The sequence below is a fragment of the Gordonia alkanivorans genome (assembly GCF_004011905.1).
Taxonomy (GTDB): Bacteria; Actinomycetota; Actinomycetes; order Mycobacteriales; family Mycobacteriaceae; genus Gordonia; species Gordonia alkanivorans.
In genome coordinates this window covers 871,209-892,325 of the sequence record NZ_CP027114.1, presented here as the reverse complement: position 1 = coordinate 892,325, position 21,117 = coordinate 871,209, and the positions used below count along the sequence as shown (strand labels likewise).

General features: G+C 66.9%; 17 protein-coding genes. 10 read left to right on the top strand and 7 right to left on the bottom strand.

From position 1 onward, the window contains the following. The first annotated feature begins 283 nt into the window (after window positions 1-283). Both C5O27_RS04110 and C5O27_RS04105 read left to right on the top strand, forming a co-directional pair. Window positions 284-901: a hypothetical protein gene (locus C5O27_RS04110; protein WP_341867528.1), complete on the top strand. Its 618-nt coding sequence runs from the start codon at window positions 284-286 to the stop codon at window positions 899-901. Between the two features lie 152 nt (window positions 902-1,053). After that, window positions 1,054-1,551, top strand: coding sequence for a DUF421 domain-containing protein (locus tag C5O27_RS04105; protein ID WP_127961981.1), 498 nt, complete (start codon window positions 1,054-1,056; stop codon window positions 1,549-1,551). A 120-nt stretch (window positions 1,552-1,671) separates the two neighbouring features. Here the strand turns inward: C5O27_RS04105 and C5O27_RS04100 are convergent, their stop codons facing one another. Next, the gene (locus tag C5O27_RS04100) at window positions 1,672-2,136 is read right to left on the bottom strand and encodes a hypothetical protein (RefSeq protein ID WP_040536789.1); all 465 of its coding nucleotides are present in this window, start codon (window positions 2,134-2,136) and stop codon (window positions 1,672-1,674) included. A 306-nt stretch (window positions 2,137-2,442) separates the two neighbouring features. On the opposite strand from C5O27_RS04100, the gene C5O27_RS04095 reads away from it, so the two are divergent. Beyond that, complete coding sequence (locus C5O27_RS04095) at window positions 2,443-4,116, top strand: transposase (protein WP_127961980.1); 1,674 nt, start codon at window positions 2,443-2,445, stop codon at window positions 4,114-4,116. Window positions 4,117-4,246: 130 nt separating this feature from the next. On the opposite strand, the gene C5O27_RS04090 is transcribed toward C5O27_RS04095, so the two are convergent. From C5O27_RS04090 to C5O27_RS04075, 5 genes are read right to left on the bottom strand one after another with little or no spacing between them, the layout of a single operon-like run. Continuing rightward, complete coding sequence (locus tag C5O27_RS04090; protein WP_127963755.1) at window positions 4,247-5,536, bottom strand: sensor histidine kinase; 1,290 nt, start codon at window positions 5,534-5,536, stop codon at window positions 4,247-4,249. A 10-nt stretch (window positions 5,537-5,546) separates the two neighbouring features. Next, complete coding sequence (locus C5O27_RS04085; RefSeq protein ID WP_006358886.1) at window positions 5,547-6,185, bottom strand: response regulator; 639 nt, start codon at window positions 6,183-6,185, stop codon at window positions 5,547-5,549. Between the two features lie 57 nt (window positions 6,186-6,242). After that, the gene (locus tag C5O27_RS22905) at window positions 6,243-6,395 is read right to left on the bottom strand and encodes a hypothetical protein (RefSeq protein ID WP_006358885.1); all 153 of its coding nucleotides are present in this window, start codon (window positions 6,393-6,395) and stop codon (window positions 6,243-6,245) included. A 33-nt stretch (window positions 6,396-6,428) separates the two neighbouring features. Further along, window positions 6,429-6,563, bottom strand: a complete 135-nt coding sequence (locus C5O27_RS23100; RefSeq protein WP_269724175.1) for a DUF4286 family protein — start codon at window positions 6,561-6,563, stop codon at window positions 6,429-6,431. 31 nt (window positions 6,564-6,594) lie between these two features. Beyond that, window positions 6,595-7,488, bottom strand: a complete 894-nt coding sequence (locus C5O27_RS04075) for a hydroxymethylglutaryl-CoA lyase (RefSeq protein WP_127961979.1) — start codon at window positions 7,486-7,488, stop codon at window positions 6,595-6,597. 239 nt (window positions 7,489-7,727) lie between these two features. Between C5O27_RS04075 and C5O27_RS04070 the strand changes: the two genes are divergently transcribed. From C5O27_RS04070 to C5O27_RS04045, 5 genes are all read left to right on the top strand, one after another. Beyond that, window positions 7,728-8,423, top strand: coding sequence for a GntR family transcriptional regulator (locus C5O27_RS04070; RefSeq protein ID WP_006358883.1), 696 nt, complete (start codon window positions 7,728-7,730; stop codon window positions 8,421-8,423). A 208-nt stretch (window positions 8,424-8,631) separates the two neighbouring features. Then, window positions 8,632-9,855 carry a CoA transferase gene (locus C5O27_RS04060; protein ID WP_006358882.1) on the top strand — a complete coding sequence of 408 codons (1,224 nt, stop codon included), beginning with the start codon at window positions 8,632-8,634 and terminating at the stop codon, window positions 9,853-9,855. A 46-nt stretch (window positions 9,856-9,901) separates the two neighbouring features. Further along, window positions 9,902-10,939, top strand: a complete 1,038-nt coding sequence (locus tag C5O27_RS04055; RefSeq protein WP_006358881.1) for an ABC transporter permease — start codon at window positions 9,902-9,904, stop codon at window positions 10,937-10,939. Then, window positions 10,939-12,513 (top strand): sugar ABC transporter ATP-binding protein, encoded by a 1,575-nt coding sequence (locus C5O27_RS04050; protein ID WP_006358880.1) that lies wholly within the window; start codon window positions 10,939-10,941, stop codon window positions 12,511-12,513. Before C5O27_RS04055 ends, C5O27_RS04050 begins: the two co-directional genes overlap by 1 nt. Then, window positions 12,510-13,172, top strand: a complete 663-nt coding sequence (locus C5O27_RS04045) for an isochorismatase family protein (protein WP_127961978.1) — start codon at window positions 12,510-12,512, stop codon at window positions 13,170-13,172. The genes C5O27_RS04050 and C5O27_RS04045 overlap by 4 nt, the downstream gene beginning before the upstream one ends. 230 nt (window positions 13,173-13,402) lie before the next feature. On the opposite strand, the gene C5O27_RS04040 is transcribed toward C5O27_RS04045, so the two are convergent. Next, window positions 13,403-14,464, bottom strand: a complete 1,062-nt coding sequence (locus C5O27_RS04040) for an alpha/beta hydrolase fold domain-containing protein (protein ID WP_127961977.1) — start codon at window positions 14,462-14,464, stop codon at window positions 13,403-13,405. 585 nt (window positions 14,465-15,049) lie between these two features. Here C5O27_RS04040 and gltB point away from each other — a divergent pair. Together gltB and C5O27_RS04030 are read left to right on the top strand one after the other, a co-directional pair. Continuing rightward, window positions 15,050-19,633, top strand: a complete 4,584-nt coding sequence (gene gltB / locus C5O27_RS04035; protein WP_127961976.1) for a glutamate synthase large subunit — start codon at window positions 15,050-15,052, stop codon at window positions 19,631-19,633. After that, window positions 19,626-21,080: a glutamate synthase subunit beta gene (locus tag C5O27_RS04030; protein ID WP_127961975.1), complete on the top strand. Its 1,455-nt coding sequence runs from the start codon at window positions 19,626-19,628 to the stop codon at window positions 21,078-21,080. The genes gltB and C5O27_RS04030 overlap by 8 nt, the downstream gene beginning before the upstream one ends. The last annotated feature ends 37 nt before the right edge of the window (window positions 21,081-21,117 follow it).

The following is a 21,117-nucleotide window of genomic DNA, read 5'->3' as shown; positions in this document are numbered from 1 at the left end:
TCATACCCACCTAAGGGTGCAATTCATACCTACGTAAGCACAATGTGACGCTCGGGTGCTCTGTCCGAGTTGTCGCGAATCGATGTTATTCGATCGGCAATTCACCAATTTCAATTGTGTGATGTGTTCCTCAAAAGGGGTGGTAGCCCTTGTTTTCGTTTGTCACGTTCGCCGATGTCCATCAATTGAAATAAATGGAGGTCGGGAAACACATGAAACGTAACCTCATTCGTGCACCACTGTCGGCGCAGCTCTCGGAATAGCGGGACTCATCGCACCTGGCGTGGCAAATGCCGCACCGGTGGACGAGAACAATTGCGCAAAGGTCTCGACCCCGGGCGCTACCGCCGGCTGGGGAAATGAGTTCTCCGACGAGGAGGGGCAGGCCGGAAAGTACTCCGAAGACAACGTCAACGACGAGGACGGTTCGCTGCAGTTCGTGACCACCGCGACCACGCCGCGACAGGCCTCCTATCACGCCGCAGGCCAGTTGCCGCTCGCTGACGTGGCCAAGAAGCCGCTGACATTCCACAAGTCGGCGGGCCAGGCGAACTGGCAGATCCGCGTGACCGGAGCAGAGACCGGTCAGGGTAACGGCTTCGCGACTCTGGTCTGGGCCGCCCCCGAGGGCAAGACGTTGGCCGACGCGACCGATTCCGACCAGTGGTGGGCGACGCGAAACCTCCCCGGTATCCCGCGGGCTCAGACCGCAACCCTGGCTCAGCTCATCCAGGCTGCCGGTGACGACGCGGTCGTCGACCACTACGGCATCTCGAGCCAGCCAACGGACAGCACCGGGACCGTGAACATCGACAATGTCTCGTTCAACGGCTGCACCACGAACTTCAAGGCCACCGATGACGCCGGTGGCTTCGGCTCGCTGGAAAATCTCTTCCCGTGATGTCGGCCTGATTCGACGCAACGCTTTGCACGGACCCGCGACCTGGTCGGTCGCGGGTCCGTCGTGCTGCGTCGGGTGTTTGGCACCAACATCACGTAGGTACTTCTGCGACACGCCGTACACGAGGGCCGGGGCGGCAGAAGGGAGCTGCGGTGAACTGGTCGTCGATCTTCGGTTTCTCGGTGCCGGTCGAGGAGTCGATCGTCCGCGGGACCGTGACGTTCTTCGTGGTGTTCGTCCTGATGCGCGTGGTGGGGCAGCGGGAATCAGGTGGACTGGGTCTGACCGATGTGTTGCTGGTGGTGTTGATGTCCGAGGCGGCCGCGGCCGGGCTGCAGGGCAGCCGTATCTCCTCGGTGTCCGACGGCACGGTACTTGTCGCGACCGTTCTGTTCTGGAGCGTCAGCCTCGACGCGCTCGCCTATCGGTTCCCGCGTATCGCCGGCTGGGTGAAGGCCAGGCCGCGGCCTCTCATCGAGGACGGCACATTGAACCGAAAGGTGATGTTGCGCGAGTTCATGACCTACGACGAGGTGATGTCCCAGTTGAGGTTGCACGGGGTCGATGAACTCGCGTCGGTCGAACGCGCCTACGTCGAACCCAACGGAATGATCAGCATCATCCGCGTCCCCGGACCGTCCCCCGACTGAGTGCTCTCCCGCCGAGCCTGTTCTCCGTGCCGGTTGAGCTTGTCCGAAACCACCGCAGGCCCCGCGACCTCTCGGTCACGGGGCCTGTGGTGTTTCCAGTGATCAGCAGGCGTCCTCCACTCACCACTGGTCGAATCCGACATTGGCTTGCGGGAAGCCGGTGTCGATGTTGCTGTTCATCCAGTACTGCTGCGACCGGGGGCCCCAGATACCGCTCATGTCGGTGTTCACGTTGAACTTGTGGTTGGTGAGCTGGTAATTGGCGGTGGGGCCGAAGAGGCCGATGCGGTACATCGCGTTGACGTCGAGGTGGTTGTTGAACGGTGCGACGGCCGTGATGGTTTCGGTGGCACCGGGGTAGAGGACCTTCTTCGGTGCGTTCACCCACTGGCCGCCGTCGGCGTTGCTGCCGATCAGGTACTCGGGCTTGTCGGTGTGGTTGGTGATCGTCATCGCGACCGTCGGCTCTCCCGGGCGGGTGATCGGCATGGTGCCGGCGTGGGCTGCTCCGGAGGCACCGAGTGCGATGCCGGCGGCTGCGGCGAGTCCGAGGGTTCCGGCTGCGATGCGGGACGCGATCTTCATGGGGTTCTCCGAGTCTCTGGTAAGGGTTTTGTGTGGTTGTTCCGGGCTGTCCCGGTGACACCAATGACTTTCCTCGGAAAACACCCCGCCCGGATTCCGCCGACCGGGTGATCCACCGGTGGATTGCCGCATCCACCGATCGGTGGACACAAGCCCAGACCGGCGCTGAAAACCGCCCCTGGGATCCGCCCCCGCAATGCACCCTCCACAGCCCGGCCGACGACATAGCGGGCTGTTGCGTAATTGGATGGGTCCGGTCCGGCCTGTCGTGGGTGGTTGGCGGCGGGTTCCGGCGATGATGTGTTGGTGGCCAAGGGTTATCGTCCGGTGCAGCGTGATCAACAGTTTCTGATGCCGCCGAGTATGCGGGAATGGCTGGCGGCTGATGATCCGGTGTGGCTGGTCATCGATACGGTCGCCTCGTTGGATACCTCGGCGGTGCAGGCGGTGCGCAAGACCGGCGGCGCCGGTCGCGCCGCCTATCACCCAGACATGTTGTTGACCCTGTTGATCTGGGGTTGGGCACAAGGTCAACGGTCCTCACGGCAGCTGGAACGGTTATGCCACCGCGACGTCGCCTACCGCATTATTTGCGCTGGTGACGTCCCTGATCACGTGACGATCTCCCGGTTCCGCGCCGACTGCGCACCCGCGATCGAGAACTTGTTCGTTCAAGTGTTGATGCTGTGCTCGCGGGTCGGGATGGGCCAGTTGGGAGTCGTTGCCCTTGACGGCGTCAAGATCGCCTCCAACGCGTCACTGAGCGCCAATCGGACCGAGCAAGGATTGCGCGCAGCGTTGGCCGCCGAGGCTGCTCGTGCCGCGGCCGAACACGAAGCGGCCGATGTCGCCGAGGATGATGCCCATGGTGATGACCGCGGCGATCAGCTTCCCCGGGAGCTCCACGATCCAGGGTCGCGTCACGCCCGGATCACTGAAGCGTTGGCTGACCTGGCTGTCCACAATGAGCAACTCAACGACGCCGAGTCGGCGGCCGCCCAGCGCAAGAACGACCGTGAACAGGCTGGTGAGAAGGCCCAGAAGGCCCGCGAGGAGACGGTACAGCGGGCGCGGGAACGACGGGCCTCTGGCGGGCCCGCCACGGGTAAGGGATCGTTGCCGGTCGAGATCGAGGTCGAGGTGTTGACCGAGTCGTTGGCGCGAGCGATCGCCGTTCACCAGGACAAGATCGACCGCTATCGGCCCGGGCAGCGGGGCCGTAAACCCGGACCGGTCGAGACGAACTACTACGTGCTGCGCGCCCAACGAGCACTCCAGCGGGCACTGGACCGTCAACAGCAGCGCCACGCCAAATCCGCGCCTGACTCAACTCCCACCCCGCCTGCCACCACGACTGCGGCAACGACGTCACGGGCGCCACGGCGCAACATCACCGACCCGCAATCGCGGATGATGCCGTTGCGTGGCGGTGGTTGGCTCCAAGGGTTCAACTGTCAGGCTGTGACCAGCGACGACGGGCTGATCATCGCCACCGGTGTGGGCAACAGTCCCGCCGATGCCCCCACCTTCACCACGATGCTCGACAAAGCCGTCACTGCCGCAACACTCATCGACACCCATCGACCCCACCCGCCGGCGACGACCGGCATCGGGGTGGTCTTGGCCGATGCCGGATATCTATCCGAACACAACCTCACCACCCCCGGACCCGACCGGCTCATCGCGACCGGCAAAAGCCGAGCAGTTTCAGAAGCCGCGCAACACACTCCGACCCACGGGTCACCGCCACCAGACGCCTCGCCGATCGAAGCGATGGCCCACCGGTTGGCCACACCAGAAGGGCATGCGCTTTACCGTCAACGCGCCCACATCGCTGAAACTCCGTTCGGCCACGCCAAACACAACCTCGGATTCCGCCGCTTCACCAGCCGCGGACTCGATAGAGCAGCAGCGGAATTCAGCTTCCACGCCCTCGTCCACAACCTGTTCAAAGCCATCGGAAACCCCGCCCTCACCTGACACACCGCCCGGCCAGCCACTGGCCAACCCGACCCGAACCCGACCCCCACACCAATTACGCAACAGCCCGATAGTGACAGCAAGGCCGCTGCACAGGGCTCTTATCGGGGGGCGCTTTTCGGTGGCGGGGTCAGACCTCGCGCGCGGGCACCTCGACCACGACGGCGGTCCCGCCGCCGGGCCGGTTCTGCAGGGAGAATGCGCCGCCGACCCCCTCGATACGTACTCGCCGCGAGGCCAGGCCGATGTGGCCGGCGGCCTGGCGGCGCCGGATCAGTTCCTCGACCTCGATCTCGTCGGGCAGTCCGACGCCGTCGTCGACGACGACCAATCGCGCGACCCCGTCGTCGAACTCGGCCGTGACCTCCGCGGTGTCGGCGTCCGCGTGTTTGACCACGTTGGTGAGCAGCTCGCGTGCCGCGGCGAACAGCAGCGAGTCGGCGGTGGTGCGCAGCACGGTCGGCCAGGCGGCGGTGTCCACCGAGATCGACGGTGCGCCCGCACGGCTGCCGTACGACGACGCGAGGTCGGTCAGTGCGACGGCGAGCCCGGCCTGTTCGAGGACCGCGGGATGCAGTTCGCTCAGGGTCGAGCGGAGCAACCGTGCCGAGTCGCGCAGGGCGCCGTCGACCCGGTCCAGGGTCACGGGATCGGCCGAGCCCCGCAGTGTCGCAAGCTCTTGCCGTGCGGCGAGCACATATTGGAGTGCGCCGTCGTGGAGGCTGTCGGCGAGGTCACGGCGTTCGCGCTCCTCGATCTCCATCGTCGCGTCGAGGAGTCGGGCGCGTTCGGCGGCGAGTGATCCGATGGTCGTCACCCGGGATCGTTGTAGCCGGGACAACAGGACCGCCCCGACCGCGAGAGCTGCGACCACGAGGATGCGCAACACGATGATCGACCAGGGTTCGCCGTTCGAGTCCCGGGCGAGGATGTTGGCGACCGCGTAGACCACCACGGTCGACGCCACGACCATCGCGCAGAGGCGCGGCTGCAGCGAGATGGCCGCGATCATCGGGACCAGAGCGAAGCCGGCGATCAGCGCATCGGTGGTCCAGCTGACCTCGTTGGACATACCGGCGACGACGGCCAGGATCGTCAGCAGCAGAAGGTCGATCGGCAACGCGATCCACGAGTAGCGGACCATCCAGGACTGGTGACTCCGGGCCACGACCGCTCCGGCGACACACCATGCCGCATAGAGAACGGCGGTGACGACGCTGAACACAGCCGCATGGTCGGGCGGATCCAGACAGACCGTCAGGAGCACGAAGAGTGCCAGGAAGAGTCGCAGGAGCACCTGGATCCGGATTCCGCGGATCGCGTGGTCGACGAGGATTCGGTGGATACGCGGCTCGTCGGCGAACTCGCCGAAGCCGAGATAGACGGTCAGACCGGCGATCTCGACGTCGGAGTTGCGCATCACCCGCCGGTTATTCGAGAAGGCCACGACGCATCGCCTCGGCCACCGCGGCGGCACGGTCGGAGACCCCGAGCTTCTCGTAGAGACGCTGGGTGTGGGTCTTCACGGTCGCGGCCCCGATGTACAACTCGGCGGCAACCTGCGGAATCGACTGTCCGCGTGCGAAACCGGCGAGGACCTGCCGTTCGCGTTCACTCAGGGCCGGTGCGTCCCGCTGGGTCTGGGCTCTAATCTCCCCGGCCAGGCCGGCCGCGAGCCCCGGGGGTACCACGGTCTCGCCCTTGGCGACCCGGGTCACCGCGCCGACGATCTCGTCGCGGTCGGCATCCTTCGACAGGTAACCGGCGGCGCCCTCCTGCAGCGCCCGGAAGACGATGGGTCCCTCGGTGACCGCGGACAGCAGGAGGACACGCGTCGGCAGCTTGTCGCGGGTGACCGCGTGGGCCAGCTCGACACCGGTCATCCCCGGCATCTGATGGTCGACGACGGCGACGTCGGGGTTCTCGCGCCGGATGAGTTCGAGGCCGGCGGCGCCGTCAGCGGCCTCGCCGACCACCCGCACCCGACCGCTTTGCGTGAGACCCCGCGACACCCCGTCCCGGAAGAACGGGTGATCGTCGACGACGACCGCGGTCACGAGGGTTTCCATCGCCCCAGAATACGGTGCATACAACGCGTTTCACCCGGTTACACGGGTTTCGGGGCCTTACTCGGCGTGCTGCTCCTCGATGAACTCGAACAGACGGAACTCCGAGCCCGGGTCGGTGCGCGAGGCGGTGGTCGGCGTCCGGTTGCCCGCGTCGGCATGGATCCGGGCGACGATCTCGGGGAGATCACCGTCGAGCGTGTAGGCAGCCATGTACCGGGGGGTGGCCTCGGGATCGGCCGACTTCTATCGCACCGCGCTCGTGACGCCCTCCGTTGCAAGTATTTCCGGAAGGTGATGGGTGGTGTACCACTCGTTGAACTCGTCCTCGACGGACTCGTCACGCGGATGGGTGAAGGCGATGTAGAGGCCTCGTGCCATGGTCTTTCCTCTTTCTCGAACCGGGATCTGATCAGGCGGACGGGAGTTCGGCCGGGGGAAACAGGCCCGCGCGGGACAGCTGGCCCGGCACCGTCGTCCCGAGCATCTCGCCGAGCCGGCGGGCGCCGTCGATGAGTACGGACGGGTCGACGCCGGTGTCGCATCCGCTGCGGTCGAGGAGGTACCAGAGGTCCTCGGTGGCGATGTTGCCCGTCGCGGCCGGGGCGAACGGGCATCCGCCGATACCGCCGAGGCTCGCGTCGAGGGCCGACGCCCCGAGCTGCAGCGCAGTGAGAGCGTTGGCATAGCCGGTGTTCCGTGTGTTGTGGAAGTGCCAGCGCAGCGGCATCCCGGGGGCTTCCCGGCGGGCTGCGTCGGCCAGTGCGACGACCTGTGCCGGAACTCCGACGCCGATCGTGTCGGCCAGGGCGATCTCATCGGGCTGTACATCGCTGCACCGTCGGAGCAGGTCGGCCACCCGCTCGACGGGGACCTCGCCCTCGAACGGGCAGCCGAAGGCGGCGGCGATGGTCACGGTGGTCTTCAGGCCCGCATCCGATGCCCGCTTGGCGAGACGATTCCACAGGTCGACGCCCTCGTCGGTGCTGGTTCCCTGGTTGCGCCGGCTGAAGGTGTCCGACGCGACGACCACGATGTTGACCTCGTCGAGACCGGCCGCGATGGCGCGATCGAGTCCGCGCTCGTTCAGGACCAATCCGATCCAGGAGACCTCGCCGCGCGGCAGGGCAGCGGAGACCGCCTCGGCATCGGCCATCTGCGGGACCCGCTTGGGATGGACGAAGCTCGTCGCCTCGATTCGACGGAGACCCGCTGCCACCAGATGATCGATGAGTTCGAGTTTGGTCTCGGTCGGCAGGAGCGTCGCCTCGTTCTGCAGGCCGTCGCGCGGCGATACCTCGACGATCGTGACCGACTCGGGCGTGACCGACGAGGAGGTTACGGAGGACGGGTGTGGGGCATGACTGTGTCCGGCTGCTCGGACGCCGTGTTGTTTGCCATGTCCGGATGTTCCCCCAGCCGCAGAATGTATGCAAGTGGACGGACGTCATGTGTCCATTACGTAAGAAGTTCCAGTAATTAACGAGTTTTCGGTTGTAGGCCGACTGTCGCCGGGCTAACATGTATGCAATCTAGGAGGTAAGAGTGTCTCAGGCATCACAGCGCGCCACGGATCTCCTCCGCGCGAAGATCCTCGAAGGTCGATGGAAACCGGGTGATCGGCTCGCCGAGGTCGAACTGGCCGAGATCCTCGAGGTCAGTCGTACGCCGGTGCGAGAAGCGCTGTCGCGATTGGCCGTCGAGGGTCTGGTCGAGATGTCCCCGAACAAGGGCGCCCGCGTGGCGACCTGGTCGGAGGCCAGGCTGAACGAGATCTTCGATCTCCGTTTGCTTCTCGAGCCGGTGGCCACCGGCAAAGCGGTGGGCCGGCTGAACGACGACGAGATCGACGAACTCGAAGAACTCGCCGTTCGTATGCACGAGCACGGCCGCCCCGGTGGAGATCGTGACTTCAGCGAGATCGCCCGGTTGAACCGCAAGTTCCATGCGACGTTGATCGAGAAGGCCGAGAGTCTGCAGCTCGAGGCGACGCTGACGTCGGTCCGGCACATCTCCTTGGCGACCCGCAACTACCAGCACTTCACCGAGGACAGCTTGTCGCGCAGCCTTTCTCATCATTTCGAGATCGTCGCGGCGGTCCGGGCCGGCAACTCCGACTGGGTGGAGGCGGTCATGCGCTGCCACCTGCACAACGCCCGCACCGCGATGCTGGGCGCGATGAGCAACCCGACCATCGGTACAGACAACACCCGTGACGGCATCGGCGCCATCCTCGCCTGACGCCCCACCGACGTAACCAGACCGACCCGGAGAACATCCGGAACCCACTCCGACAGACCACATACCGCTTGCGAACAAAGGGGCCGTCGACGGCCCGGTGACCCCTTCTTCATCCCGAGCGCCCGCGCAAACCCCTGCGTGTGGTGGCGATGACGCATACATCCATCCGGCCCGGCGCATCGGACTCCCAACGAACAGGAAGTACGAGATGAGCAACGAGACCATTCAGACCGCCCCCGAGCACGACCAGGTCGGACCGCTGTCCGATCTGCGCGTCGTCGAGATGGGCCAGCTCCTGGCCGGACCGTTCTGCGGCCAGCTGCTCGCCGATTTCGGCGCCGAGGTCATCAAGCTGGAGGATCCGGGCCGTGGTGACCCGATGCGTCAGTGGGGCCGCAAAAGCGCTCAGGGACAGTCACTCTGGTGGCCTGTCGTCGGCCGGAACAAGAAGTCGGTGACCTGCAACCTGCGGACCCCGGAAGGCCAGCAGATCGCCCGCGACCTGATCGCGACCGCCGACATCCTCATCGAGAACTTCGACCGAGGAGTGCGCCGCGTTCACCAAGGCGGTGCACGACTCACCCGACCTGAAGTCGTACAGCGTCGCCACCCTCCGCATCGAGAACTTCGCCGGGGCCAGACGAACAAGTTCAACGAGGGCATGGCGCAGGCCATCGCACAGAAGGCCGACGCGATCGTCCTGCTGGGCATCGAGCCGGCCATGCTGTCCGGCTCGCTCAACGACGCTGCGCGCGCGGGCATCCCGGTCATCAACGCCCTGTCGGGTGACGCATCGGCGCCGCTGGCCAACGGCGTCTTCGCGAACGTGAGCGCCGACTACACCGCCGACGGCGCCTCCCTCGCCGCATGGACGCTGGTCGACTCCAACTGCTCGGCGTCGACGTTCTTCGCGCAGCCGACCGCGATCGAGATCTACCAGAACATGGCCAATGGAGCCGAGAAGGTCTACCGCGAGAACTGCCCGGACGACTGCTCGCTGGACATCCAGGAGATCGACCTGGCCAACGCCGCGACCGACCTCCCCCAGAAGGTCGAGACGGCGATGAAGCGCAACCCGGACACCACCTACGTGATGACCAACTGGGACTCGGGCGTCACCTTCGTCGAGCCGACCGTCGCCATGACCAACCCCGACGCCAAGATCCTCGGCCGCGACGGCATCGCGACCAGCCTCGACTCGATCCGCTCGGGCAAGGGCCAGGACGTCACCATGGCGGCCCCGCCGGAGGCGTGGCTCGGCTGGGTGATGGTCGACAACGCGGTGCGCGCGGTCACCGGCGCCCAGCCCTCGGGCATCGTCATCCCCACCCGTCTGGTGGACGAGACCAACATCGGCGGCTCGAACGCCGAGGTGAACCCCAATTACAAGGATTTCCAGAACTCGTTCAAAGAGGCCTGGTCCAAGAACTGATCCGCGCGCGGGCTGAGCATGCCCGCGGCACACACACGGAGACATCATGAGCAATGACCTCGGCACCGCTGCGGCGCCCCCCTCACGCCCACCGGCGATCCAGAAGTCACCGACCGAATCGGTGGCGGGCTCCACAAGAGCCCGCCAGAGCACATCGTTCGTGGAACGCTATGCGCTGGTAGGACTCCTGGTGCTCGCGTTCGCGCTGCGCGCCGTCTTCCTGCCCGAGTTCCGGTCGACGGGCATCGTCTCGGCGATGGTCAACTCGCAGGCGATCATCCTGCTCCTCGCGCTGGCCGCGACCCTGGCGCTGCGGACCGGTGACTTCGACCTCGCCATCCCGGGCGTCATGGTCACCAGTGCGTGTGTGGTCGCGGTCATGTCGACCAACGGGTACTCGCCGGCCGCGGTGATCCCGGCTGCTCTGGCGGTCGGGCTCATCGTCGGCCTGATCAACGCCCTTCTGGTCGTGAAGGTCGGGGTGGACTCGTTCATCACGACACTCGGCATGTTCACCGCCCTCTCGGGCATCGGATACGCCATCACGGGGTCCAAGATCGTCACCGGCGTCCCGGACTTCTACGTGGAGCTCTCGCGGGCCAAGCTCCTGGGCCTGCCGATGACCACCTGGTACGGCTGGCTGCTCGTGGCCGTGCTGTGGTTCGTGTACCAGCGCACCCCGATGGGCCGCTACATGCTGTTCATCGGCGGCAACCGTGATGCCGCTCTGCTGGCGGGTATCTCGGTGGCACGTATCCGCACGATCACCTACGTGGTCTCGGGTGTGGCCGGTGCCCTGATCGGCATCATCCTGGTCGGCAACCTCGGCGCGATCGATCCCGGCATCGGCAGCCAGTACCTCCTGGCCCCGTTCGCCGCGACGTTCCTCGGTGCCACCGCGATCACCGTCGGCCGCTTCAACGCGATCGGCACCCTCGTCGCGGTCTACCTCCTGGTCGTCGGCATCACCGGCCTCCAGCTGGCCGGCGCGGCATCGTGGGTCAGCCCGCTGTTCAACGGTCTGGCACTGATGATCGCCGTCGCCCTCGCCAAGCTCGTCGGCAAGCGTCGCGGAGCCGCGTGATGACGCCGGAGTCGGCGGCCGCCACCCTCCCGGGTCGGGGAGGGGGCGGTACCGCGGGTCCCGCACTGCAGATCGAGGGTCTGTCGAAGCAGTTCGACGGCAACTACGCGCTGCACCCGCTCGACTGGGAGGTCAAGCGCGGCGAGGTTCACGCCCTGTGCGGACAGAACGGCAGTAGCAAGTCGACGATGATCAAGTGCCTGGCCGGTTACTACCGGCCGGACAGCGGTCGGGTGCGTCTGTTCGGTCGCGAGCTCGACCTGCCGGTGCGCAACCCGGCCGAGCACGGCATCGCCGTCATCCATCAGGACCTGGGTCTCGCCCCGGAGATGACGGTGCTCGAGAACATCGGCGTCGCAACCGGTTACGGCACCCGTGGCTTCGGCTGGGTGCGTGATCGCCAGGAGGCCAAGGCCTGCCGCGAGATCGCCGAACGTCTCGGCATCGAGCTGCCGCTCAACACCTTGGTCGCCGACCTCAGCCCTGCGCAGCGTGCGCTCGTCGGTCTGGTCCGAGCGGTTCGCGCGCTCGGTGACGGGCACGAAGGTCACCTGTTCATTCTCGACGAACCGACGGCGTCGCTGTCGCACAGCGAGGCGGCACAGGTCACCGCCATGATGCGCAGTGTCGCCGAACTGGGTTCGAGCGTCATCTTCGTCAGCCACCGGCTCAGCGAGGTGCTCGACGACTGCGACTCAGTCACCGTGCTGCGTGACGGCAAGCGGGTTCTCACCCGGTCCACCGCGGGACTCACCCGCTCGGACCTGGTCGCCGACATCCTCGGACGGCGGCTGACGGACTACTACCCGGATCCGCCGGAACGCGCCGGTGCCACACCTGCACAGCTCGTGCTGGAGAACGTGAGTGGCGGTGTGGTGAAGGATCTCTCGGTCACCGTCGAGAAGGGCGAGATCGTCGGGTTCACCGGCCTGGCCGGCATGGGTCACGAAGAACTGCCGCTGGTCCTGGCCGGCAAGCTGCCGCGCACCGGGGGCACGGTCACCGTCGACGGCACCACCGTCGAACCGAACCGACCCCGGGCCGCCATCGCCGCCGGCCTGGCGTTGGTCCCGGGCAACCGTCATCGCGACGGAGTCTGGCTCGACGCATCCGCCGCCGAGAACGTCACGCTGCCGAGCCTGGGTTCGTTCACCAAGTTCGGTGTCGCGACCAACTGGCGCAAGGAACGGTCGACCGCGGTCGACCTCGTCGAGGAATCCGGTGCCGTTCCGGCGCAACCGCATTGGCCGATCCGCCAGTTCAGCGGCGGCAACCAGCAGAAGATCGTGTTGTCCAAGTGGTTGCACCTCGACCCGACCGTGCTCCTGCTCGACGAACCCACCCAGGGCGTCGACGCCGGCGCGTCACGGCAGCTGCTGGACCGGGTCGCCGACCTCGCCGCCGACGGCGCGTCGGTCCTGGTGTTCTCCGGTGATCACGAGCAACTCGCCGCGATCTGCCACCGTGTCCTCGTCCTGCACCATGGAGAGGTCGTGGCGGAACTGCCGCGGGCCGAACTCAGCGAGCAGGCCTTGTTGGAGGCGTGCGAACAGAAGGTGGAGGTCGTCGCGTGAGCGATCCAGGGAACACGGTCACCGACGCGGACGGCATCGCCGCCGACTACGCGAAGGCGGGATTCGGCGGCGCGCTGGGCTGGGGCTCTCGGCCCGCGCTGCTGATGATCGACATGATCGAGGCGTACTTCCGGCCGGGATCGCCGTTCTGCCTTCCCGATCCGGAGGTCGTCGACCGGTGCGCCACGCTCCTGGAGGCGGCGCGCCGCGCGGGCATCCTGATCGTTCACACCCGGGTGGAGTACACCCCCGGTCTCGCCGACGGTGGTGTCTTCGTCCGGAAGGTGCCCGCGCTGGGTGTCCTCGAGGCCGGCCACCCGGACGGCCTGGGTGAGTTCGTCGCGCCGCTGCGCCCGCAAGCGGGTGAGGTCGTCGTGGTCAAGCAGTATGCGTCGGCGTTCTTCGGCACGTCGGTCGCGGCAACACTGATCGCCAACGGAGTCGACTCGGTGTTCGTCGCCGGCGTCTCGACCTCGGGATGCGTGCGTGCGAGTGCCACCGATGCCATGCAGCACGGATTCATCCCGAAGGTCGTCGCCGACGCCTGCGGGGACCGCAACCCCGCGGTGCACGACGCGAATCTGTTCGATCTCGACGCCAAGTACGCCGACGTCGTCGACCTCGACACGGCGTGCGCGCGAATGGCGTTCGCGGACTGACCATCCAGGCGCCCCGGACGGCGTCGTCGCGCGCGCTGCCCCCCGCGTAGCGAGACGGCGTCGCCGGGCGTGTCCATCACGCCGACGGGTTGAGGATTCCTCCACACCGTACCCGCCATCCCCGGTGGTGGAGGCGGTCCTCATGGGTCCCCGTTCGGATGGACACGGCACGGCCGGTGACGATCTCCCAATGTCGTCACCGGCCGTGTGTCTTTGCCGGGTGTGGCGCCTCAGCTCGCGGTGTCGCTGCGCGTGGGTGCCGTGACGGTGATGAACCGGGCCGCGGTCTCCACGGCCAGGCGCGCTTCTGAGGACAACCTCGGCATCAGCTGGAAGACGTGCCCCTGGTCTGGCCATGCCTGGATCACCGAAACTCCACCGGCACCGACGATCTCGGCGTGGGTGGCCCGGGCATCGGCGCCCATGACCTCGAGGGCCCCGTACTGGATGAGGGTGTTGGGCAGCGTCATCTCCGGGGTCAGACGGATGCGCATGCGCGGATGGTCGGGGTCCGCGGTCCGCGTGTAGAGACGGAGGATCTTGCGCGCGGTGATCGCGTTGATGATCGGGTCGTGGACGCCGCTGCGCTGATTGTCCACGGCCAGATCGAAAGTCGGGTCGTAGAGCGGGGAGAAGAGCACCATCGATCCGGGCTGCGGGGTGCGGGTCGCGTGGTTGACGGCGAGGACGTCGAGGGCGAGGTGCCCGCCGGCCGAGTCGCCGGCGATCACGATGTCCTCGGCGCGATACCCCTGCGCGAGAAGCCATCGGTATCCGCGGATCGCGTCGTTTCCCGCACAGGGCCAGGGATGTTCCGGACCGAGCCGGTAGTCGAGGCTGAACGCCGACAGTTCCGTCAGGTTGCCCAACCGCGCGACGAGCCCGCGGTGCGTGCGCGGCGAGCACACCACATATCCGCTGCCGTGGAGGTAGTAGATGACCCGGGTGCCCGGCTGCGGAACCGCGGCGCGTCGGCCCGTCACCCATTCGCCGCGGATCTGGCCACCGCGGAACGTCTCCCGGATCGGCCCGACCATCGTGCCCGACGGCGGCGGGCTGAGCCGTTCGATGGTGCGGTCCAACCCGGGGCGGGTCCGCTGGATCATCTGCGCCGTCACCCGGGGGTGGCTGCGACGTGCGGCGAGCATCATCGGCCAGGTCACCCGTGCGAGGTAGGCGTTGACTGCACGCGACCGGCGCGAGCCGTGCGGGTCCACGCCGAGCCGGCCGAAGGGGTTCTCGTCGTCCGCGGGCGGGGTCGGGGCACCGCCCGTGATGGAAGTGACGCTCATCACCCGACGGTATCGGTACCGGATGTCCGATGCGCGGCGATCGTCTGCGGTGACACCGGACCGCGACCCCGCCGCGATCGAGTGGCCGCCGCGATGGATCCGTGTCGTTACCTACAGAAGGCCGACAGCTCACTTCGCAGGGACGTCGCGGTGATGTCCGTACACGCCCGATTTCTCCTCTGACGTGCAGGAGCGGGGTCGTTGTGGTAGCCGGATTTCGATAGTGGGCACCCCACGTGGAAAAATGACACACAATGCTCATACGGCAGCCGCGGGCGCCCTTTGTAGTGCTGCGCGTAAAGCCGAGATGAGCAGGGTGTTCGGGCCCCGACGACGCGGCCCGGGAGAATCCGTCAGCAACGGCGCTGACGGGGCCACCGCCATGTGATTGTCGGCTCTGCCCCAGGTCAGCCCCTTGAGGGCGGCAGACGACGACGCTGTTGGGGACAGCGAGGTCCGCACGGCGACGGACAGTGACGTCCGAGGCGAGAAGGCCGGCAACGGAGCCGGTGATACAGGTGGGGTGGCCCCCAAACATTGACGACGGTTAGTGCGTGCACCCTTCGCACGCAAAGTGAGGCGAATATGAAGCAGGCTCCGGGACCGGTCGGTCTCTACGACCCACGCAACGAGCACGATTCGTGCGGCGTGGCGTTCGTCGTGGACATGCACGGACGACGCAGTCGCGACATCGTCGACAAGGCGATCATGGCCCTGGTCAACCTCGAGCACCGCGGTGCCGCGGGTGCCGAACCGAACACCGGTGACGGTGCCGGGATCATGATCCAGGTTCCCGACCGCTTCCTGCGGGAGACGGTCGACTTCGAGCTTCCCGCCGAGGGCAGCTACGCGACCGGTATCGCATTCCTCCCGCAGGGCTCCGAAGACGCTCGGCTCGCCTGCGCGGGCGTCGAGAAGGTCATCGAGTCCGAGGGCCTGACCCTGCTCGGCTGGCGCGAGGTGCCCACCAACGAGAATTCGCTCGGTGCGCTCGCCCGGGACGCGATGCCCACCTTCCGCCAGGTCTTCATCGGCGGCGCCGAGGGCATGGAACTCGAGCGTCGCGCGTACGTCGTGCGCAAGCGCGTCCAGTACGAGCTCGGCAACAAGGGCGCGGGCGCCGACGGCCCCGGCCGCGAGACCGTCTACTTCCCGTCCCTGTCGGGACGCACCTTCGTCTACAAGGGCATGCTCACGACGCCGCAGCTGCGGGAGTTCTACGTCGACTTGCAGGACTCGCGCGTCGAGAGCTCGCTGGGCCTCGTCCACTCGCGCTTCTCCACCAACACCTTCCCGTCGTGGCCGCTCGCGCATCCGTTCCGCCGCGTCGCCCACAACGGCGAGATCAACACCGTGACGGGCAACGAGAACTGGATGCGTGCCCGCGAGGCGCTCATCGACACCGAGGCCTTCGGTGCCGACGCGGCGTCGAAGATCTTCCCGGTCTGCACCCCCGGCGCATCGGACACCGCACGTTTCGACGAAGTGCTCGAACTCCTGCACCTCGGCGGCCGCAGCCTGCCGCACGCCGTCCTGATGATGATCCCGGAGGCCTGGGAACGTCACGAGTCGATGAAACCGGCGCACCGGGCGTTCTACCGCTATCACGCCACGATGATGGAGCCGTGGGACGGCCCGGCGTCGGTGTGCTTCACCGACGGCACCGTCGTCGGAGCGGTGCTCGACCGAAACGGCCTGCGCCCCAGCCGTATCTGGGTGACCAAGGACGATCTCGTCGTGATGGCCTCCGAGGTCGGTGTCCTCGACATCGACCACGCCGACGTCGTGCAGAAGATGCGTCTGCAGCCGGGCCGCATGTTCCTCGTGGACACCGCCGCCGGCCGCATCGTCGACGACGAGGAGATCAAGGACGAACTGGCCGCCGAGCACCCGTACCAGGAGTGGCTCGACGAGCACCTCGTCGACGTCAACGACGTGCGGGCACTGCCGCATGAGCACATGGCTCACGAGCGGGTTGCGTTGCGCCAGCAGGTCTTCGGCTACACCAGCGAGGAGCTGAACCTCCTCGTCGCGCCGATGGCCAGGACGGGGGCCGAGGCGCTCGGTTCGATGGGCACCGACACCCCGATCGCGGTGCTGTCCAAGCGTCCGCGCATGCTCTTCGACTACTTCCAGCAGCTCTTCGCGCAGGTCACCAACCCGCCGCTGGACGCCATCCGCGAAGAGGTGGTGACCGGTCTCGGCGACACGATCGGTTCCGAGGGTGATCTCCTGCATCCCGGTCCGAACACCTGCCGCAAGATCGAGATCCCCGAACCGACCATCGACAACGACACGCTGGCGAAGCTGGTCCGGATCGAGGAGGACGGCCGCTACCCGGACCTGCGCAGCAAGCAGATCCACGGGCTGTACCCGGTCGCCGAGGGTGGCGCCGGTTTGCGCGCCGCGCTGGACCGGATTCGCGCCGAGGTGAGTGCCGCGATCGACGACGGGGTGACCATCGTGGTGCTCTCCGACCGTGAGTCGGACGAGACCAACGCGCCGATCCCGTCGCTGCTGCTGACCGCGGCGGTGCACCATCACCTGGTCCGGGAGCGCAAGCGCACCCGGGTGGGCCTGGTGGTGGAGTCCGGCGATGCCCGCGAGGTCCACCACATCGCCGCACTCGTCGGCTTCGGTGCCGGTGCGGTCAATCCGTACATGGCCTTCGAGTCGATCGAGGACATGGTCGAGCGTGGTGTGCTGGGCGACATCGACTTCGCCACCGCACGGAAGAACTACATCAAGGCCGCCAGCAAGGGCGTGCTCAAGGTGATGAGCAAGATGGGCATCTCGACCATCGCCTCGTACACCGGCGCACAGCTCTTCCAGGTCATCGGCCTGTCGCAGGCGACGGTCGACGAGTTCTTCACCGGACTCATCAGCCAGCTCGACGGCATCGGTCTCGACGAGATCGCCGCCGACGTCGCCGCCCGCCACGCCCTGGCGTTCAGCGACCGTCCCTCCGAGCGCGCGCACCGCGAGCTCGAGGTCGGCGGTGAATACCAGTGGCGCCGTGAGGGCGAGTACCACCTGTTCAACCCGGACACGGTGTTCAAGCTGCAGCACTCCACGCGCACCGGCCAGTACGGGGTGTTCAAGGAGTACACGAAGATGGTCGACGACCAGTCGACCCGTCTGGGCACGCTGCGCGGCCTCTTCGACTTCAACTTCGGTGACCGCGACCCGATTCCGATCGAGAAGGTCGAGCCGGCCAGCGAGATCGTCAAGAGGTTCTCGACCGGCGCGATGAGCTTCGGCTCGATCTCCGCCGAGGCCCACGAGACCCTGGCCATCGCCATGAACCGTCTCGGCGGCCGCTCGAACTCCGGTGAGGGCGGCGAGGATCCGCGTCGTTTCCACCACGACGAGAACGGCGACTGGCGTCGCAGTGCGATCAAGCAGGTCGCGTCGGGACGTTTCGGCGTCACCTCGCACTACCTGTCGAACTGCACCGACATCCAGATCAAGATGGCGCAGGGCGCCAAGCCCGGTGAGGGCGGCCAGCTCCCGCCGCACAAGGTGTACCCCTGGGTCGCCGAGGTCCGTGGTTCGACGCCGGGCGTGGGCCTGATCTCGCCGCCGCCGCACCACGACATCTACTCGATCGAGGATCTCGCCCAGCTGATCCACGACCTGAAGAACGCCAACCCCAAGGCGCGCATCCACGTGAAGCTCGTCAGCGAGGTCGGCGTCGGCACCGTCGCCGCCGGTGTGTCGAAGGCGCATGCGGACGTCGTGCTCATCTCGGGTCACGACGGTGGAACCGGTGCGTCGCCGCTGACGTCGCTCAAGCACGCGGGTGCGCCGTGGGAGATCGGCCTCGCCGAGACCCAGCAGACCCTGCTGCTCAACGGTCTTCGCGACCGCATCGTGGTCCAGGTCGACGGTCAGATGAAGACCGGTCGCGACGTCGTGATCGCCGCGCTGCTCGGTGGCGAGGAGTTCGGTTTCGCAACCGCACCGCTCGTCGTCTCGGGCTGCGTCATGATGCGCGTCTGCCACCTCGACACCTGCCCGGTCGGCATCGCCACCCAGAGCCCGCTTCTGCGTGAGCGTTTCGCCGGCAAGCCGGAGTTCGTCGAGAACTTCTTCCTGTTCATCGCCGAAGAGGTCCGGGAACTGCTGGCACGCCTCGGCTTCCGCACGCTCCAGGAGGCCGTGGGCCACGTCGAGGCTCTCGACACCACCAAGGCCCTGGCGCACTGGAAGTCGGAGAAGGCGGGCAAGCTCGACCTGACGTCGATCCTGACCATGCCGGAATCACCGTTCATGAACCAGGACCTGTACTGCTCGGGCGTCCAGGATCATTCGCTGGAGAAGGCACTCGACCAGCAGCTCATCGCACAGAGCCGCGACGCGATCGACCACGGCACCCGCGTGTCGTTCACGTCGAAGATCACCAACGTCAACCGCACCGTCGGCACCATGCTGGGTCACGAGGTCACCAAGACCTATGGCGCCCAGGGCCTGCCGGACGGCACGATCATCGTCGACTTCACCGGTTCGGCGGGCAACAGCTTCGGTGCCTTTGTCCCCAAGGGCATCACGCTGCGCCTCGAGGGCGACGCCAACGACTTCGTCGGCAAGGGTCTCTCGGGCGGTCGCCTGGTGGTCCGCCCGGCGCGCAACGCGCCGGCCGACTTCGTCGCCGAGGACAACATCATCGCCGGCAACGTCATCGGCTTCGGTGCCACCGCGGGCAAGATCTTCCTGCGCGGCATCGTCGGCGAACGCTTCTGCGTCCGTAACTCGGGTGCGACGGCGGTCGTCGAGGGTGTGGGCGACCACGGTTGTGAGTACATGACCGGTGGACGCGTGGTCGTGCTCGGTGAGACCGGCCGCAACTTCGCGGCGGGCATGTCGGGCGGTATGGCGTTCGTCTACGACCCGGACGCCGAGCTGGCCGACAACCTCAACACCGAGCTCGTCGACCTCGAGCCGCTGACCGGCGAGGACATCGAGTTCCTCGCCGCCATCATCGACGAGCACCGTGCCGAAACCGAATCCCCGGTCGCCGCAGCGCTGCTCGCCGATTGGGACACTGCCCAGACCAAGTTCGCCAAGGTCATGCCGCGGGACTACAAGCGCGTGCTGCTGGCCATCTCCGATGCGGAGAAGACCGGGCGAGACGTGAACGAAGCGATCATGGAGGCCGCACGTGGCTGACCCCAGAGGATTCCTCAAGCACCCCGAGCGGGAGCTCCCCGACCGTCGTCCGGTCGAGCTGCGACTGCTCGACTGGAAAGAGGTCTACACCGACTTCGACAAGGATCACCTGAAGACGCAGGCCAGCCGCTGCATGGACTGCGGTATCCCGTTCTGCCACAACGGCTGCCCGCTCGGGAACCTGATCCCCGAGTGGAACGACCTGGTCTACAAGGACCAGTGGCGCGACGGTATCGAGCGTCTGCACGCGACCAACAACTTCCCGGAGTTCACCGGTCGCCTGTGCCCGGCACCGTGTGAGGCGTCGTGCGTGCTCGGCATCAACCAGCCGCCGGTGACCATCAAGCAGGTCGAGGTCGAGATCATCGACAACGCCTTCGACAACGGCTGGGTCACCCCGGTCCTGCCGTCGGAGAAGACCGGCAAGTCGGTGGCCGTCGTCGGTTCGGGTCCGGCCGGACTCGCTGCCGCACAGCAGCTCACGCGTGCCGGACACGACGTGACGCTGTTCGAGCGGGCCGACCGCATCGGCGGTCTGCTGCGCTATGGCATCCCCGAGTTCAAGATGGAGAAGCGCCACATCGACCGCCGTCTGGCGCAGATGGAGGCCGAGGGCACCGTCTTCCGCACCGGCGTCAACGTGGGTGTCGACGTCACCGTCGAGCAGCTGCGTGCCGACTTCGACGCGGTCATCCTCGCCAACGGTTCGACCATCGGTCGCGATCTGCCGATCCCGGGCCGCGAGCTCGACGGCATCCACCAGGCGATGGAGTTCCTGCCCCAGGCCAACCGGGTTCAGCTCGGCGACACCGTCGAGGGCCAGATCACGGCCAAGGGCAAGAAGGTCATCATCATCGGCGGTGGCGACACCGGCGCCGACTGCCTGGGCACCTCGCTGCGTCAGGGCGCCGAGATCGTCCACCAGTTCGAGATCATGCCGAAGCCGCCGATCGAGCGTGCCGAGTCGACCCCGTGGCCGACCTACCCGCTGATGTACCGCGTGTCGTCGGCCCACGAAGAGGGCGGCGAGCGCGTCTTCTCGGTCAACACCGAGCAGTTCATCGGGGAGAACGGCAAGGTCACCGGGCTGAAGGCCCACGAGGTGGTCATGCGTGACGGTCGCTTCGAGAAGGTCGAGGGCTCGGACTTCGAGCTCGAGGCCGACCTCGTCCTGCTGGCGATGGGCTTCGTCGGCCCGGAGCGCGAGGATCTCCTCGACAAGATGGGCGTCGAGTACGACGCTCGCGGCAACGTCAAGCGCGACAACGACTTCGCCGCTGTCGGCCAGCCGGGCGTGTTCGTCGCCGGTGACGCCGGTCGAGGCCAGTCGCTGATCGTGTGGGCGATCGCCGAGGGGCGTTCGGCTGCCGCGGCCGCCGACGAGTACCTCACCGGTGCGTCGGATCTGCCGGCTCCGATCGTGCCGACCCAGGTCGCCCAGCGCTGACCTGCCGGCCACCACGAACGAGAACTCCCGCCCACCG